The following is a 16,539-nucleotide window of genomic DNA, read 5'->3' on the forward strand; positions in this document are numbered from 1 at the left end:
TGACAAACTAGTATTGTTATCTTTGCAATTTCAATTTAATAGCTCATGAAAATTTCCTATAACTGGTTAAAACAATTTATAAAAACAGATGCTTCTGCTGAAGAAACTGAACAATTATTAACCAACCTCGGACTTGAAGTTGAAGGTATTTCAAAATTTGAATCAATTCCAGGGCAACTAAAAGGACTAATTGTCGGTGAAGTTACTGAATGCCAACAACATCCAAATGCAGATCGACTTAAACTTACTCAAGTTAATCTAGGATCAAAAACGGTGCAAATTGTTTGTGGTGCTCCAAATGTTGCAAAAGGACAAAAAGTGCCTGTTGCTACGGTTGGTACAACATTATATAATGCTGAAGAACCTTGGACTATTAAAAAAGGAAAACTTCGTGGAGAAGTTAGTGAAGGTATGATTTGTGCTGAAGACGAAATTGGTCTTGGGTCAAGCCACGATGGCATTATGGTTTTAGAAGAAAATCTAGAAGTAGGTACACCACTTTCTGAAATTTTTGAGGTTGAAGTAGATGATGTTTTTGAAATTGGCCTAACGCCTAATCGTGCAGATGCCATGAGTCATTGGGGCGTTGCTAGAGACTTACGAGCTGGTTTAATTCAAAAAGAAATCAATACAGCTATAGATACACCTTCAACTAGTAATTTTCATGTTGAAGATAGAAGTAAACGTATTTCAGTTGAAGTTAAAAACCCAAAACTAGCACCACGATATAGCTCAGTTAGTATTTCAGGAGTAAGTGTAAAACCTTCACCTGACTGGTTACAAAACAGACTTAAAGCAATCGGTATAAAACCCATAAACAACATTGTAGATACAACTAACTACGTCATGCATGAACTAGGTCAACCGCTTCATGCTTTTGATGCTGATTTTATTAAAGATCAAAAAATAATTGTAAAAACAGTTGAAAAAGGGACAAAATTCACAACACTTGATGGCGTTGAACGCGAACTTGATAGCGAGGATTTAATGATTTGTGATGCCGAAAAACCACTTTGTATTGCTGGCGTTTATGGTGGTCTAAATTCTGGCGTAAAGGATAACACAACATCCGTTTTTTTAGAAAGTGCTTATTTTAATGCTGTTAGTATTCGTAAAACAGCTAAACGCCACGGCTTAAATACAGATGCTTCATTTAGATATGAAAGAGGAATCGATCCTAACATTACTAAATATGCCTTAAGAAGGGCTGCCATTTTAATTCAACAGCTTGCTGGTGGAAAAGTGAGCAGTGATGTTGATGATTTTTATCCGAAAAAAATTGAAGATTTTCAGGTTTTTTTAAGCTTTGATAAAATTAACCGATTAATTGGCGAAGATATTCATACAGAAACAATCAAGTCTATATTAGCTTCACTAGAAATTAAAGTTAATAACGTCACTGAAAGCGGTCTTGGATTAACTATTCCTGCTTATCGTGTTGATGTGCAACGTGAAGTCGATGTAATTGAGGAGATCCTTCGGGTTTATGGCTATAACTCAATTGATACAAATAGTAAGTTTACAGTTTCAGTTGCCAACACATCTAAGTTTGATGACTATAAAATTCAAAACTTAGTTGCAAACCAACTTGTGGCTCAAGGTTTTAGCGAAACCATGGCAAACTCACTTACAAAAGCTAATTACACAAATTTATCAGAAAAAATCAATGAAGATAATAATGTAGACATCCTTAATCCGTTAAGTCAAGATTTAGGCGTTTTAAGGCAGTCCATGTTATTTTCTGGTTTAGAATCTGTTAGCTATAATTTAAATCGAAATAACTTAGATTTAAAGTTATTTGAGTTTGGGAAAACTTACCATAAATTCAAAAACTATGTTGAGCATAAACATTTAAGTTTGTTTTTAACAGGAAATAGAACACCCGATTCTTGGCTTAATACTCAAAAACCAACTGATTTTTTCTACTTAAAAGGTATTATTACAAGCATTTTAGAACGGCTAAGCATTGATTTTAGTACAATAGCTTCAACTGAAAATGACTGTATTAGCGAAGGTGTTTTATTCAAATCTAAAAAAATAAAGTTAGTAGAATTTGGTCGGATAAAAACTTCAGTTTTAGAACATTTTAAAATTGAACAAACTGTCCTTTATGCTGATTTTTATTGGGATCATATACTTGAATTAATTAAAAATCATCAATTTAAGTCAACAACCATCTCAAAGTTCCCAGCAACAAGACGAGATTTTGCTTTATTATTAGATGATGAAGTTCAGTTTAGCCAAATAGAAGAAATTGCTAAAAAGACTGACAAAAAACTATTACAATCTGTTGATTTATTTGATGTTTACACTGGTGAAAATTTACCAGAAGGTAAAAAAAGTTATGCCGTAAGCTTTAACTTTAGAGATGAACACAAGACAATTACCGATAAGCAAGTCGACAAGATTATGAATAAATTGCAACAACAATTTGAAAAACAGCTTAACGCCAGCTTACGTTAATGGATTTACAAGACGATTTTGTAAAGAAAATGGTAGAAGAATTTGTGCCCATCCATAAATTCTTAGGTTTAAAATTAGTTGATATTAAAACTGACTTTGCTAAAGTTAAAGTCCCTTTTAGATCTGAAGTTGTTGGTGATATTCGTAGTAATCGTTGGCATGGTGGTATTATTACGACAATTATGGATTCGGTAGGCGGCTTAGTTGGTGGCACGCATCTAAGTTCTTTAGAAGACAAAATGTCTACCATTGATATCCGTGTAGACTTCTTAAGACCAGCTCATAATGAAGCGATTATAGTTGAAGGCGAAACTGTGCGATTAGGAAAACGCATTTTAGTTACAAAAATGAAAGCTTACTTAGCAAATGACCCAAAACAAGAATTAATAGCTGAAGGAAAAGGTGTATATAGTTTTATTAGGTTAAAAGAAAATAGTTGAATATCTATTTAATGAGTGTTAAATTTTAGTATAGGTGTTTTAAAATTTATTTTCTATACATACTTTTATACCGAATGTTGAAATTGATATATGATGCTTGCAAAAACAAATTTACAATCAAAATTAGAACGTGTAAGAAACCGTGATAATTCAGGTGAAAAGTTACTTGATCAAATTAAAACAATTTTTGACCAAGTTGAAGATAAATATAATTCTATTCAATCTAAATTAAACAATAGTGATGATGTTGATTTTAATGATTTTGACTTAGATTTATTAGAATCTAAAAACGTATATCACATCAGCCATATTCAAAAAATCTGTATTGATTACCGTTTGAGATTTCTTGATTCAAGCTATTTTAAAAATGAAATTCCATTTGAAGCTATTCAAAAAATCAAAAATTTAGAACAAGAACACGAAACCGAACTTAAAGGTTTCAAAATTATGGCACCATCTAAATTATTTAAACTCGAAAATGCTGATGACCCATTGTTATTTGCTCCAATCGGTAACGGTTATTATTATCTAATTCATAAATGGGGAAATGATTTAAGTCCTTTTAGAAAATTAGCAATGTGGCCATTTAAGTGTTTTGAAAATTTTATGCTTACAGTTTTTATAACAGCACTACTTACAACTTCACTAGTACCTAATGGATTTTTCATGGATCCTGAAAATTCAGGAACTGAATTTTTCCTATTGTTCATTTTTATGTTTAAATGGATTGGTGGTGTTGCTTTGTATTACGGTTTTGCTAAAGGAAAAAACTTTAATGAAGCTATATGGAAAAGTAAATATTATAATGCCTGATAAATAGCGGAATAATAAAAAATTTTAAACCCGCATTAATGCGGGTTTTTTTATGTCTTAAATACAACTTTTTTAACCTTATAACGTCTCAATTAAAAATAAATAACAAATGAAACAAACAGACCTTTTACAAGTCGCATCAGAATTTGGTAGCCCAATTTACGTATATGATAGTGAAAAAATGATTTCCCAGTATAAACGCCTTACGGATGCATTTAAAAAGGTTAAACATTTACGCTTACACTATGCTGTAAAAGCCTTGTCAAATGTTTCAGTTCTTAGACTATTCAATTCTTTAGGAAGTGGCCTCGATACCGTTTCAATACAAGAAGTCAAATTAGGATTAAAAGCTGGTGTTTCTCCAGAAAACATAATTTTTACACCAAATGGTGTTTCATTTACAGAACTTGAAGAAGCTGTTCAACTAGGCGTCCAAATCAATATTGACAACCTAATGATTCTTGAACAATTTGGTCATCAATATCCTAAAGTACCAGTTTGTATCCGAATTAATCCGCATGTCATGGCTGGTGGAAATACAAATATCTCAGTTGGCCATATCGACTCAAAATTCGGAATTTCAATTCACCAACTACCACATGTTTTAAGAATTGTTGAAAATACCAAAATGACTATCAACGGCGTTCACATGCATACTGGTAGTGATATTTTAGATATTGAAGTATTTCTTCATGCGGCTGAAATTTTATTTGAAACAGCAAAATCATTCAAAAATTTAGAATTCTTAGATTTCGGAAGCGGTTTTAAAGTACCTTACCATGAAAATGACATCGAAACTGATGTTGAACAACTTGGGCAAAAACTCAGTAAACGCTTTAATCAATTTTGTAAAGATTATGGTAAAGATTTAACCTTAGCCTTTGAGCCAGGAAAATTTTTAGTTAGCGAAGCAGGCTTATTTTTAGCTAAAGTTAATGTAGTTAAACAAACCACTTCAACTGTTTTTGCACAAATTGATTCAGGCTTTAATCATTTAATTAGACCGATGCTTTATGGCTCAAAACACGAAATTATTAATATCTCGCACCCACGAAAGCAAAAGCGATTTTACTCTGTAGTAGGTTACATTTGCGAAACTGATACCTTTGCGAATAATAAACGTATCTCTGAAATTAGTGAAGGTGATATTTTAGCCTTTAAAAATGCAGGTGCTTATTGCTATTCTATGGCTAGTAACTATAATTCTAGATTTAGACCAGCTGAAGTTTTATGGCACAATAACGAAGCTAAACTCATAAGAAAACATGAAAATTTTGATGACTTGCTTCGTAACCAAGTTGAAGTCGCCATTTAAATAGCGACTTCTAAACATTACAAAAGCTTACTTTTTGAAGTTTTGCAAACCTTTTTGCAGCCAATTTAAGTAAGCTTTTGCATTAGGCTCATACGCCACAGGCGAATTTAGCAATTCTAAATCTGAGTTTAACAACACATAAAACGGCTGCGAGTTATTTTTAAAATTCAGGGTTTGAAATGTTGCCCATTTATCTCCTATTGTTCTAATTTTCTTGACGCTGCCATTATCTCGCTTAAAATTAAATTGCTCGTTTTCAGGTAAATTTTGACGATCATCTACATAAAGTGAAATTAAAATATAATCATCTTTAATACTTTCATAAACTTCAGGCACACTCCAAACTTGTTCTTCCATTTTTCTGCAATTAACACAAGCCCAACCCGTAAAATCTAATAAAATTGGTTTGCCTTGATTTTTAGCAGCTTGCACCCCTTTTTCAAAATCTTTATAAGCTTTTAAACCTAAAGGTCCGTTCGTGTCTTTAGGATAAACACTATAAAATAGTGGTGGCGGAAAGCCGCTGAGTAGCTTCAAATTAGCATAACTTGTATTAGTTAATCCAGGTATTAAATAAACCGTAAATGCTAAACTAATTAAACCAATAATTAAACGACTGCGTTTTAATTTTTTCTTCGGTCCATCATGCGGAAAACGTAATATTCCGAATAAATATAATGTTAGACCTATACCGACTATAATCCATATCGCTATAAAAACTTCACGCTTTAAAATGCCCCAATGCTGAACTAAATCGGCATTTGATAAAAATTTAAATGCCAGACCTAATTCAATAAAACCTAAAACAACTTTTACAGTATTTAACCAGCCACCACTTTTAGGAAGTGAGTTTAACCAATTGGGGAACAAAGCAAATAATGCAAATGGTAAAGCTAAAGCTAGCCCAAAACCGCCCATTCCGAAACTTAATAACATGGCGCCACCATCAGCGGTTAGTGAACCACCAAGTAAAGAACCTAAAATAGGACCTGTACAAGAAAATGATACGATAGCTAGCGTTAAGGCCATAAAAAAGATTCCTATAATACCACCAACACTTGTTGCTTTTTGATCTAGTTTACTGCTCCAAGATACAGGCAAAGTAATTTCATAATAGCCAAAAAATGAAAAGGCAAATGCAATAAATATGATAAAAAAGATAATGTTTAAAGTCGTGTTAGTCGAAATGTTGTTTAAAATTTCCGGATTGACTGAATCTAATAAATGAAATGGTAAACTTAATAGTACATAAATACCAAAAATAAAAGCACCATATAGCACAGCATTAATTATACCTAAGCGTTTGTTCTTAGCACTTTTAGTAAAAAAAGACACTGTTAGTGGTATCATCGGGAAAACACAAGGCGTTAAAAGTGCAATTAAACCACCTACAAAACCAAGAAAGAAGACCGTCCAAATAGTCGATTCTTCTTCGCTTGCTCCTAAATCTTTTGAGAATGATTGCGTGTTTTTTATGTCAACTTTCAATTGATTTTCTAATGAGAGATCTTCAGAAGTAACTTTAACTTTTTGGTTTTTAACTAGGGCTAATTCACCATTTTGTACTTTGTAGGTAAATCGTTTCTGGTCTTGTGGTAAACATTTTTCGTCATCACATACTGAAAATAAGAGTTCTAAATTTATAGTTGCTCCTGGATTTAGACCTTTAACTTGTTGCTTAAAAGTTACCTCACCTTCAAAATACTTCAAGTTTGCTTGAAAGATTTCATCATAGGCTTCAATACCTTCAGGCTCTTTTGTCTCACCAATTAATTGAAAATCATCTGCATTGTAAGTAAAATTAAGTTCGGTTGGTTCTGGGCCAATTTCATCTGGCTGTAAAGGTCGTTGTGATGGTAAATGCCAACCATCAAGCATTTTAGCAGTTACTTTTATAATATAAGTAGAATCGTTAACTTGACTTACATCGCTGGAAAACGAAATTGGATTTACGGTTTCTTGTTGTTCAAATTGATTGCCAAATTGAGCAATTGCTTGTAAACTAGAAATTACAAATAGACTTAATAGTAAATACTTTAGTTGAGCCATGTTAATTTGAGACATTTATTTTGATTTTGTGTGACTTTAAAATGATGATCTAAACGCTTTTTAACAACCCAGACAATTTGGTTTTGATCTTCAAAAACCAGTTGTTTTAACTTTTCAAAAGTTGGGACCTTTAAATCGCGCAAAAAATGAAGAACTTTCTTTTTACCTTTCATACCAAACGGTGTAAAACTATCATTCGTATCAACAGGTCTTAAAATTAAAGGAAATTTAAGTTGACTAATGTTTATACAAACCTCATTGGCAGATTTTGGGATAGAAAAAACTTCAACTGAAGCTTTAAAATAAGGCTGAGAAACTTCAACTAAGTCTTCAAGTGAGTTAAACTGTAAAGGCTTAAATTCATCTTGAATTTTCAAATCATAAAGCCTTAATTCATCTCTGTTTTTTACGAGTTGATGCGTTTTACTTTTAATTTGCTTACCTGTTTCAGCATCAATTAAACCTTTAATATCTTCCCAAGCTGTAAAATTAAAATCGTTTAGTAAATAAAATAATAATTCAATATAATTTGGATATTTTTTTAAGCGCTTTAAACAAATAATATCTACATCAGGTTGCGATTTAACAACTTCATTTCTAACAGATTTGACATAATCGCGTAACAAAACTTCAGCTGAATTTAAATGAGTTAAACTGCTTGCAAAAGCATTTAAAAAGTTTGGTGTTAATTGTTCTAATTCTGGTACAATTTGATGCCTGATTCGGTTACGCAGATAAGCATGACTCGCATTAGATTCATCCTCGCGCCAAGAAACATTTTCTTGCTGAGCAAAAGCTAGCAATTCGGCTTTGCTAAAAATTAAAAGCGGTCTTCTAATATAACTATTTTTATCAGGAATGGCTGTTAAGCCTTTAATTCCGCTACCGCGTGAAAGGTTAATTATAAAAGTTTCAAGATGATCGTTAAGGTGATGCGCCGTGAGTAAGTAATCAAATTGATGTGTCTTCATCAACTCATCAAACCAATCATAGCGAAGATTGCGAGCGGCAACTTGTGTTGATAAACTATGCTGCTTGGCATATGCTTTGGTGTCAAATTGTTTTATAAAATAATCAACTTGTTGTGTTTTAGCATAACTAATCACAAAATCCTGATCTTTTATAGATGCCTCACGCAAATTAAAATTACAATGCGCTATACTGTAATTAAGCTGAAGTTGATGAAACAATCTTGCTAAAACCATACTATCTACACCACCGCTTACAGCAATTAACGATTTTGCCGAATTTAATTCAGGAAAATTTTTAGCTAAATGTTGTTGAAATTTTAAAACCATCAATAAGACAAAAGTACAAACTTTAAAACTCTCAAAACTTAAATTTTGCTTAGGAAATTTAGCGAGAACTTATTTATATTTACAAAAAAAATCAATGAAGTTTTACATATTTAGTTTAATTGCTTTAATAGGTACGCAATTAGTGGCTCAAACTAAAGTTGAAGCCGAAAAACGAATTGACCATTCTGAAGTACCTGAACTCGCTTTTGACTGGCTTAATGATGCTTATGAAGGTAAAAAACGAATTAAATGGTACGAACAACAAAGCAGAAATAAACGCGTTTACGAAGCAAAATTTAAATGGGAAGGAAAACGACAAAGTATTGAATTTGATACAATTGGAAATATAATTAATATAGAAATACAGTTGAAGTTTAGAAATATTCCTGAGAAGGCTAAAAACACGATTAACACTTATTTTTCCGAAAATTATGAAAACTACAAAATCAAAAAAGTTCAGATTCAATACTTAGGAAAACCTGACGACTTAGAGGATTTAATTGATGAAGATGAATGGGAAAATATTACCACAAATTATGAAATTGAGTTTTTAGGTCAGTCAGAAACACAGAATGATTTGTTTGAAGCTCTTTTCAGTTATACAGGTCAGTTGTTAGAACTTAGAGTTATCGAGTTACCATCTTCAGATATATTGAAGTATTAAGCTTTAATCTCTAACAATCAAACAATAATTGCACAGTTCAAAACGCTTTTATGAAACTAAAACTATTAATTGTACTTCTATTTACTTCAACTATAATCACAGCGCAAAACCGATTTTCTGGTGGAATTATGCCAGAATTTTCAGTTGGATACTCTATTTCTGAACGTTTTAGCATTCAACATAAAATTGAATACCAACAAGCTATGTTTGATCAGGTTGAAGATGATATCTATTTTGACCTTCAACAAGCTGATATTCAACATTTCTTAGAATATAAAATCTCACCAACTGTTGATGTTGCAGGTGGTTATCAATCCCGATTTGAAGCTGATGGTTTTAACCATCATCGAAGCATACAACAAGTGTCATGGATAAGCAGATTAATCGGCTTAAGGATTGGTTATAGATTAAGGACCGACCAAACATTTTCAAACGATGAGTCACCATTATTTAGGTTTAGAATTAGAGCTAAATCACAATTCCCATTACAAGGTTTAGAAGTTGACCAAGGCGAACAATATATAGTTATCTCTAATGAAATAATATACATGACAAAAACACAGACCGACGATTTTGAAAACCGCTTAAATGCTGGTATTGGCCACTATTTTAATGATAATAACAAGTTTGAAATTGGTCTAGATTGGCGCACAGATGATTATTTAGAGCCTGGTTTTAGAAACCGTTTATGGCTTAAAGCAAGTTATTATTTAAGCTTATGAAATATAATTCCATATCGTTTTACCCTTTCTTAATTGTTGGTAAGTTTCAATCATAACTTGATGTTCTGCTGCATTAAAGTTAGGGTCTTGTTGAATTATTTGGTTTGCATAAGACCGTGCAAGTTTTAAAATTTGGTTATCCTTCACTAAATCAGCTATTTTTAAATTTAAAATACCACTTTGTTGCGTTCCCATTAAATCGCCAGGACCTCGAAGTTTCAAATCAACCTCAGCCAACTCAAAACCATCATTACTTCTACACATGGTTTCAAGTCGCGTTTTAGCATCATTACTTAATTTATGTCCCGTCATTAAAATACAAAAACTTTGCTCTGCTCCACGCCCAACACGACCACGTAATTGGTGAAGTTGTGATAAACCGAAACGCTCTGCACTTTCAATCAGCATTACACTAGCATTTGGAACGTTTACGCCGACTTCAATAACCGTTGTAGCAACTAAAATCTGAGTTTTACCTTCGGCAAAACGCTGCATCTCGTAGGCTTTATCTTCAGGTTTCATTTTACCATGAACGATAGAAATTTGGTAATTTGGAGAAGGAAACTCACGAGATATACTTTCGTAACCATCCATTAAATCTTTATAATCAAAATTCTGAGATTCTTCAATTAATGGGTAAACCACATAAGCTTGACGACCTTTTTTAATTTCATCTTTTAAAAACTTAAAAACTTTTAAACGATTTTTATCATAACGATGAACTGTTTTAATGGGTTTTCGACCAGGTGGTAGTTCATCTATAATCGAAATATCTAAGTCACCATACAAACTCATGGCCAAGGTTCGCGGAATTGGTGTCGCGGTCATCACCAAAACATGTGGTGGTAAATTGTTCTTCTTCCAAAGTTTTGCACGTTGTGCTACTCCAAAGCGATGCTGCTCATCGATAATGGCTAAGCCAAGGTTTTTAAATTTTACCTTATCTTCAATCAAGGCATGTGTTCCTATCAAAATATGCAAAGTACCATCTTCAAGCGAATTGTGAATTGCTTTTCGGGCTTTTGTTTTGGTTGAACCTGTTAATAATTCTACGTTCACAGGAAGCTGCTCGCAAAGTTTAGAAATACCTTCAAAATGTTGTTGTGCTAATATTTCAGTTGGCGCCATCAAACAAGCTTGAAAGTTATTATCGATTGCGATAAGCATACTCATAAAACCAACTATGGTTTTACCAGAGCCAACATCGCCTTGTAGTAGGCGATTCATTTGGGCATTGCTCCCTAAATCTTTTCTAATTTCTTTAAGGACACGCTTTTGAGCATTCGTCAGTTCAAATTCTAAACCATTTTTATAAAATTGATTAAAAACTTCCCCAACATTATTAAACGTGTAGCCTTTAATTTTACGTTGATGAATTAACTTTTGACGCAATAATTGAAGCTGAATAAAGAAAAATTCTTCAAATTTAAACCTGAATTGTGCTTTGTGTAATTGCTCTAAATTTTGCGGAAAATGTATAGCCTTCATCGCCGCAGGCCGAGACATTAACTTTAAATCTTCTAAAATTGAATTCGGGAGGTTTTCAGTAAATGCTGAATGATGTTCTTTTAATAATTGAAATATTAGTTTGATCATTAATGTGTTAGAAACGCCTTTTTTGCTAAGTTTTTCAGTTGAAGGGTAAACCGGTTGCAAAGCAATTTGAGCTTTTTGTTGATGTTTACTCAACAATTCTAACTCAGGATGCGCCATACTATAGGTTTTATTAAAATAAGTTAGGCGACCAAAAACAACGTATGGCACATTTGTTTTTAAGTTTTCTAACATCCATTTATGCGCTCTAAACCAAACTAACTCCATTACGCCAGTATCATCCTCAAAATCAGCCACTAAACGCTTGCCTCTTTTTTGTTTTACAAAACGAACGCCTGTTATTTTACCGATAATTTGAACTTCAGCCGATGCCGGCGACAAATCTTTTATTTTATGGTAGTTAGATTTGTCAATGTAGCGGTTAGGAAAAATATTCAACAAATCCTGAAATGTAAATACATTTAATTCTTTATTAAACAACTCAGCCCGATTAGGGCCAACACCTTTTAAATAAGCAATTGGTGTTTGTAAACTTGATTTAGTCATAACTTAAAAGCCTTCACTCAAAATATGAAAATACAGTAAAATTTGCTAACGGCTCATGTATTCACAATTTTTAAATCAAAAATTGATTGAGCTAAAAAAATTTATTCATTTTACTATGCATGCATAATAAATTTTATTACATTTGAAAAGATTCTTTTTTAAATGAGAGAAAAAACAATAGACTATATATTAAGGTCAACCTGGATTGCAGTTGCCAAAATGTATAATGAAGAAGCCGCAAAGAAATCAAGTACAATGGCAACTGGATTTGCTTTATTGAGTATAGATCCAGAAAATGGGACACCTTCAACTGCATTAGGCCCAAAAATGGGTGTAGAATCAACAAGTTTATCTCGTACCTTAAAAACTATGGAAGAAAAAAATCTGATAAGACGAGAAAAAAATCCGAAAGATGGTAGAAGTGTATTAATTCATTTAACCGATTTCGGAGTTGATATGAGAAATTTTTCAAAAGAAGTTGTATTAGGTTTTGATCAAGCTGTAAAAGAAAATATCAGTGAATCTGAATTGAAAACTTTTATAAAAGTTGCTGAAAAAATTCAAGATATGATTACTGAAAAAACGATATATAAAAACAAAGTTTACAAAAGCATCAATACGTATGAAAAGAAGAATTAAAAAAGTAGCCGTTATTGGTTCAGGTATTATGGGAAGTGGCATTGCCTGCCATTTTGCGAATATCGGAGTAGAAGTTTTACTACTCGATATAGTACCTAGAGAACTTAATGAAAAAGAAAATCAACATGGAAAAACTTTAAAGGACAAATCTGTTAGAAATCGTATTGTTAACCATGCATTACAGAACTCTTTAAAGTCAAATCCGTCTCCTATTTACCATAAAGACTTTGCAAAACGCATTGAAACAGGAAATCTTGAAGATGACATTGCTAAAGTTAAAAATGCAGATTGGATTATTGAAGTCGTTGTTGAACGATTAGATATCAAGCAGCAAGTATTTGAAAATCTAGAGAAATACAGAACACCAGGAACTTTAATTTCTTCAAATACGTCGGGAATTCCTATAAAATTCATGAATGAAGGCAGATCTGAAGATTTCAAAAAACACTTCTGCGGAACCCATTTCTTTAACCCACCACGTTACCTTAAGTTACTAGAAATTATTCCAGGACCTGACACTTCAACCGAAGTTTTAGATTTCCTTAATGAATATGGCGAAAAATACTTAGGCAAAACTACCGTTGTAGCAAAAGATACGCCAGCATTCATTGGTAATAGAATAGGTATTTTCAGCATTATGAGTCTATTCCATATGGTCAAAGATATGGACATGACAATCGAAGAGGTTGATAAGCTAACAGGACCAGTAATAGGTAGACCAAAATCAGCAACTTTTAGAACAGTTGATGTTGTAGGTTTAGATACTTTGGTACATGTGGCTAATGGACTTTATGAAAATGTCCCAAAAGACGAGCAACACGACCTGTTTAAACTACCTGAGTTCATCAGCCACATGATGGAAAATAAATGGTTGGGCAGTAAAACTGGACAAGGATTTTATAAAAAAATAAAACATGACGATGGTTCTAGCGAAATTAAATCGCTTGATTTAAACACGCTTGAATACCGTTCAAAAGAGCGTGCTAAATTTGACACGCTTGACAAAACGAAATCGGTAGACGAAGTTGCTAATCGATTTCCAATTTTAATTGAAGGAAAAGATAAAGCAGGAGAATTTTACCGTAGAAACTTCGCCGCTTTATTTGCTTACGTTCAACATAGAATTCCCGAAATCACAGATGCGCTTTATAAAATTGACGACGCTATGAAAGCTGGTTTTGGCTGGCAACATGGGCCATTTCAAATTTGGGATGCCATTGGATTAGAAAAAGGTATTCAATTAATGAAAGACGAAGGCTATGAAATTGCTGATTGGGTCAAAAAGCTTTCTGAGTCTGATCATAAATCTTTTTATCATGTAAAATCTGGTAAAACATATTTCTATGATATCGATAAAAAGTCACATGAAAAAATTCCTGGTCAAGATGCCTTTATTATACTTGATAACATTAGAGATAGCCAAGAAGTGTGGAGCAATAAAGATTTAGTTGCTACTGACCTTGGTGACGGCATTTTAAATATTGAATTCAGAAGTAAAATGAATTCGATTGGTGGCGATGTCCTTAATGGAATCAACACAGCCATGGATCTAGCTGAAAAAGAATATAATGGTGTTGTAATTTCTAATACTGGAGATAACTTTTCAGTTGGTGCTAACATTGGTATGATTTTCATGTTTGCAGTCGAGCAGGAATATGAAGAATTGAACGGCGCAATTAAATATTTCCAAGATACCATGATGCGTATGCGCTATTCTGCTATTCCAACGGTAGCTGCTCCTCATCAAATGGCACTTGGAGGTGGTTGCGAACTCTCCATGCATGCCGATAAAGTCGTTGCCCACGCTGAAACTTATATTGGTTTAGTTGAATTTGGTGTCGGTGTAATTCCTGGTGGTGGCGGTTCTAAAGAAATGACTAGACGAGCAGCTATGACCTTCCAAAAAGATGATGTTGAATTAAATCGTCTCCGAGAAAACTTTTTAGCCATAGGTATGGCAAAAGTAGCCAAATCTGCACATGAAGCTTATGATTTAAATATTCTAGAAAGCGGAAAAGACATTGTTGTTGTAAGCCGAGACCGACAATTAGCAATCGCTAAAGAGCAAGCCAAATTAATGGCTCAAAACGGTTATAGCCAGCCAGTTAAAACGAATGATATTAAAGTATTGGGGAGACAAGCTTTAGGCGCATTTTTAGTAGGAACTGACCAGATGAAAGCTGGAAAATACATTAGTGAACATGACCAGAAAATTGCTAACAAATTAGCTTACGTGATGTCTGGAGGCGATTTATCTGAAGCCAATTATGTATCAGAACAATACCTCTTGGATCTAGAGCGTGAAGCCTTTTTATCCTTATGTGGCGAACGAAAAACTTTAGAACGTTTACAGCATATGATTAAGAAAGGTAAGCCATTAAGAAATTAAAGTATAGAATTAAGACGATAGAAATTAGATATTAGACTAAAATCGATCTAGAATTATGCATAACTATAAAGAATTAAAAATATGGAAAAAGTCAATGGATTTAGTTGAAAATATATTTCAACTCATAGCGAATTTTCCTGATTCTGAAAAGTATGGTTTAATCTATCAAATTAAGAGAAGTGCTATTTCTGTTCCTTCTAACATTGCAGAAGGTGCTGGCAGAAACAGTAATAAAGATTTCAGCAGATTCTTATCAATTTCTAAAGGATCTTTAAATGAATTAAATACTCAGCTTATCATAAGTTATCGTCTAAACTTTATAGACAGTAAAGTGTTAGACCAGTTAGACGATACCATTAATGAAATACATAAAATGATTTATAAATTTAATCAAAGCTTAGATTTTAAGTAAGTAAAATCTTAAATCTAAGTACTAAAATCTAAATATCAGATATGAAAACAGCATATATAGTTAAAGGATATAGAACTGCAGTCGGAAAGGCACCAAAAGGTGTGTTTCGTTTTAAAAGACCGGATGATTTGGCTGCTGAGACAATTGACTACATGATGAAACAATTACCTGAGTTTGACAAATCAAGAATTGATGATGTTATTGTTGGTAATGCTATGCCAGAAGCTGAACAAGGTTTAAATATGGGACGATTAGTTTCGCTTATGGGGTTAAAATCTGAAGAAGTTCCCGGTGTAACAGTTAACAGGTATTGTGCCTCAGGAATCGAAACCATCGCCATGGCTTCTGCAAAAATTCAAAGCGGAATGGCCGATTGTATCATTGCAGGTGGAGCCGAAAGTATGAGCTACATTCCAATGGGTGGTTACAAACCAGTCCCAAATTATAAAACAGCAAAAGCTGGAAATGAAAGTTATTATTGGGGAATGGGTTTGACTGCAGAAGCTGTGGCAGAAAAGTATAACGTAAGCAAAGAAGACCAAAATGCGTTTGCTTTTCAATCTCATCAAAAGGCGATAAAAGCTCAACAAGAAAATAGATTTCAAGACCAAATTGTACCTATAGAAGTTGAAGATATTTTCGTTGATGCAAAAGGTAAAAAGCAATCTAAAACCTATACGGTAGATCAAGATCAGGGACCACGCGCAGACACGTCTGAAGCAGTCTTGAACAAACTAAGACCGGTCTTTGCAGATGGCGGCAGTGTAACTGCTGGTAACTCTTCACAAATGAGTGATGGTGCAGCCTTTGTAATGGTCATGAGCGAAGAAATGGTCAAAGAATTGAATCTTGAACCTATTGCGAGATTAGTATCTTACGCAACAGTTGGCGTAGAACCAAGAATTATGGGGATTGGTCCTGTTAAAGCAATTCCTAAAGCGTTAAAGCAAGCGGACTTAAAGTTGAAGGATATGGATTTGATTGAACTGAATGAAGCCTTTGCTTCTCAATCACTTGCAGTGGCAAGAGAATTAGACATTAATCAAGACATCTTAAATGTAAATGGTGGTGCTATAGCTTTAGGCCATCCATTAGGTTGCACTGGGGCAAAGCTATCTGTCCAGATTTTTGATGAGATGAAGAAAAGAAATTTAAAGAATAAATATTCTATGGTCACCATGTGTGTTGGTACTGGACAAGGTGCAGCTGGAATATATGAAGTATACTAAAAACAA

Annotated in this window: 13 protein-coding genes; 10 read left to right on the top strand and 3 right to left on the bottom strand. The window is 33.3% G+C overall.

The window, feature by feature from the left end:
• Positions 1-45 precede the first annotated feature (45 nt).
• The 4 genes from pheT to lysA all read left to right on the top strand — a co-directional run bounded on the left by pheT (position 46) and on the right by lysA (position 5,031).
• Entirely contained in the window at positions 46-2,463 is a 2,418-nt protein-coding gene (gene pheT / locus BUB82_RS02430) for a phenylalanine--tRNA ligase subunit beta (protein WP_073191525.1), read from the top strand.
• Positions 2,463-2,903 carry a hotdog fold thioesterase gene (locus tag BUB82_RS02435; protein WP_073191528.1) on the top strand — a complete coding sequence of 147 codons (441 nt, stop codon included), beginning with the start codon at positions 2,463-2,465 and terminating at the stop codon, positions 2,901-2,903. Before pheT ends, BUB82_RS02435 begins: the two co-directional genes overlap by 1 nt.
• A gap of 93 nt (positions 2,904-2,996) precedes the next feature.
• Positions 2,997-3,716 (top strand): hypothetical protein, encoded by a 720-nt coding sequence (locus BUB82_RS02440; RefSeq protein WP_073191876.1) that lies wholly within the window; start codon positions 2,997-2,999, stop codon positions 3,714-3,716.
• 109 nt (positions 3,717-3,825) lie between these two features.
• Complete coding sequence (gene lysA / locus BUB82_RS02445; protein WP_073191531.1) at positions 3,826-5,031, top strand: diaminopimelate decarboxylase; 1,206 nt, start codon at positions 3,826-3,828, stop codon at positions 5,029-5,031.
• A gap of 27 nt (positions 5,032-5,058) precedes the next feature.
• On the opposite strand, the gene BUB82_RS02450 is transcribed toward lysA, so the two are convergent.
• The gene (locus BUB82_RS02450) at positions 5,059-7,095 is read right to left on the bottom strand and encodes a protein-disulfide reductase DsbD family protein (protein WP_234949747.1); all 2,037 of its coding nucleotides are present in this window, start codon (positions 7,093-7,095) and stop codon (positions 5,059-5,061) included.
• Positions 7,068-8,378 carry a tRNA lysidine(34) synthetase TilS gene (tilS, locus tag BUB82_RS02455; protein WP_073191534.1) on the bottom strand — a complete coding sequence of 437 codons (1,311 nt, stop codon included), beginning with the start codon at positions 8,376-8,378 and terminating at the stop codon, positions 7,068-7,070. Before tilS ends, BUB82_RS02450 begins: the two co-directional genes overlap by 28 nt.
• Before the next feature lie 94 nt (positions 8,379-8,472).
• Between tilS and BUB82_RS02460 the strand changes: the two genes are divergently transcribed.
• Both BUB82_RS02460 and BUB82_RS02465 read left to right on the top strand, forming a co-directional pair.
• The gene (locus BUB82_RS02460; RefSeq protein WP_073191537.1) at positions 8,473-9,042 is read left to right on the top strand and encodes a hypothetical protein; all 570 of its coding nucleotides are present in this window, start codon (positions 8,473-8,475) and stop codon (positions 9,040-9,042) included.
• 50 nt (positions 9,043-9,092) lie between these two features.
• A complete protein-coding gene (locus BUB82_RS02465) occupies positions 9,093-9,764 on the top strand; it encodes a DUF2490 domain-containing protein (protein ID WP_073191540.1) in 672 nt (223 codons plus the stop codon).
• Here the strand turns inward: BUB82_RS02465 and recG are convergent.
• Positions 9,759-11,864, bottom strand: coding sequence for an ATP-dependent DNA helicase RecG (gene recG / locus BUB82_RS02470; RefSeq protein ID WP_073191543.1), 2,106 nt, complete (start codon positions 11,862-11,864; stop codon positions 9,759-9,761). The genes BUB82_RS02465 and recG overlap by 6 nt on opposite strands.
• 162 nt (positions 11,865-12,026) lie before the next feature.
• Here recG and BUB82_RS02475 point away from each other — a divergent pair, with 162 nt between their 5' ends.
• From BUB82_RS02475 to BUB82_RS02490, 4 genes are read left to right on the top strand one after another with little or no spacing between them, the layout of a single operon-like run.
• Complete coding sequence (locus BUB82_RS02475; RefSeq protein WP_073191546.1) at positions 12,027-12,503, top strand: MarR family winged helix-turn-helix transcriptional regulator; 477 nt, start codon at positions 12,027-12,029, stop codon at positions 12,501-12,503.
• The gene (locus BUB82_RS02480) at positions 12,487-14,892 is read left to right on the top strand and encodes a 3-hydroxyacyl-CoA dehydrogenase/enoyl-CoA hydratase family protein (RefSeq protein WP_073191548.1); all 2,406 of its coding nucleotides are present in this window, start codon (positions 12,487-12,489) and stop codon (positions 14,890-14,892) included. Before BUB82_RS02475 ends, BUB82_RS02480 begins: the two co-directional genes overlap by 17 nt.
• Positions 14,893-14,947: 55 nt before the next feature.
• Positions 14,948-15,304, top strand: coding sequence for a four helix bundle protein (locus BUB82_RS02485; RefSeq protein ID WP_073191551.1), 357 nt, complete (start codon positions 14,948-14,950; stop codon positions 15,302-15,304).
• 41 nt (positions 15,305-15,345) lie between these two features.
• Complete coding sequence (locus BUB82_RS02490) at positions 15,346-16,533, top strand: acetyl-CoA C-acyltransferase (RefSeq protein ID WP_073191554.1); 1,188 nt, start codon at positions 15,346-15,348, stop codon at positions 16,531-16,533.
• Positions 16,534-16,539: the final 6 nt, after the last annotated feature.

The organism is Psychroflexus salarius, assembly GCF_900129035.1.
Taxonomy (GTDB): Bacteria; Bacteroidota; Bacteroidia; order Flavobacteriales; family Flavobacteriaceae; genus Psychroflexus; species Psychroflexus salarius.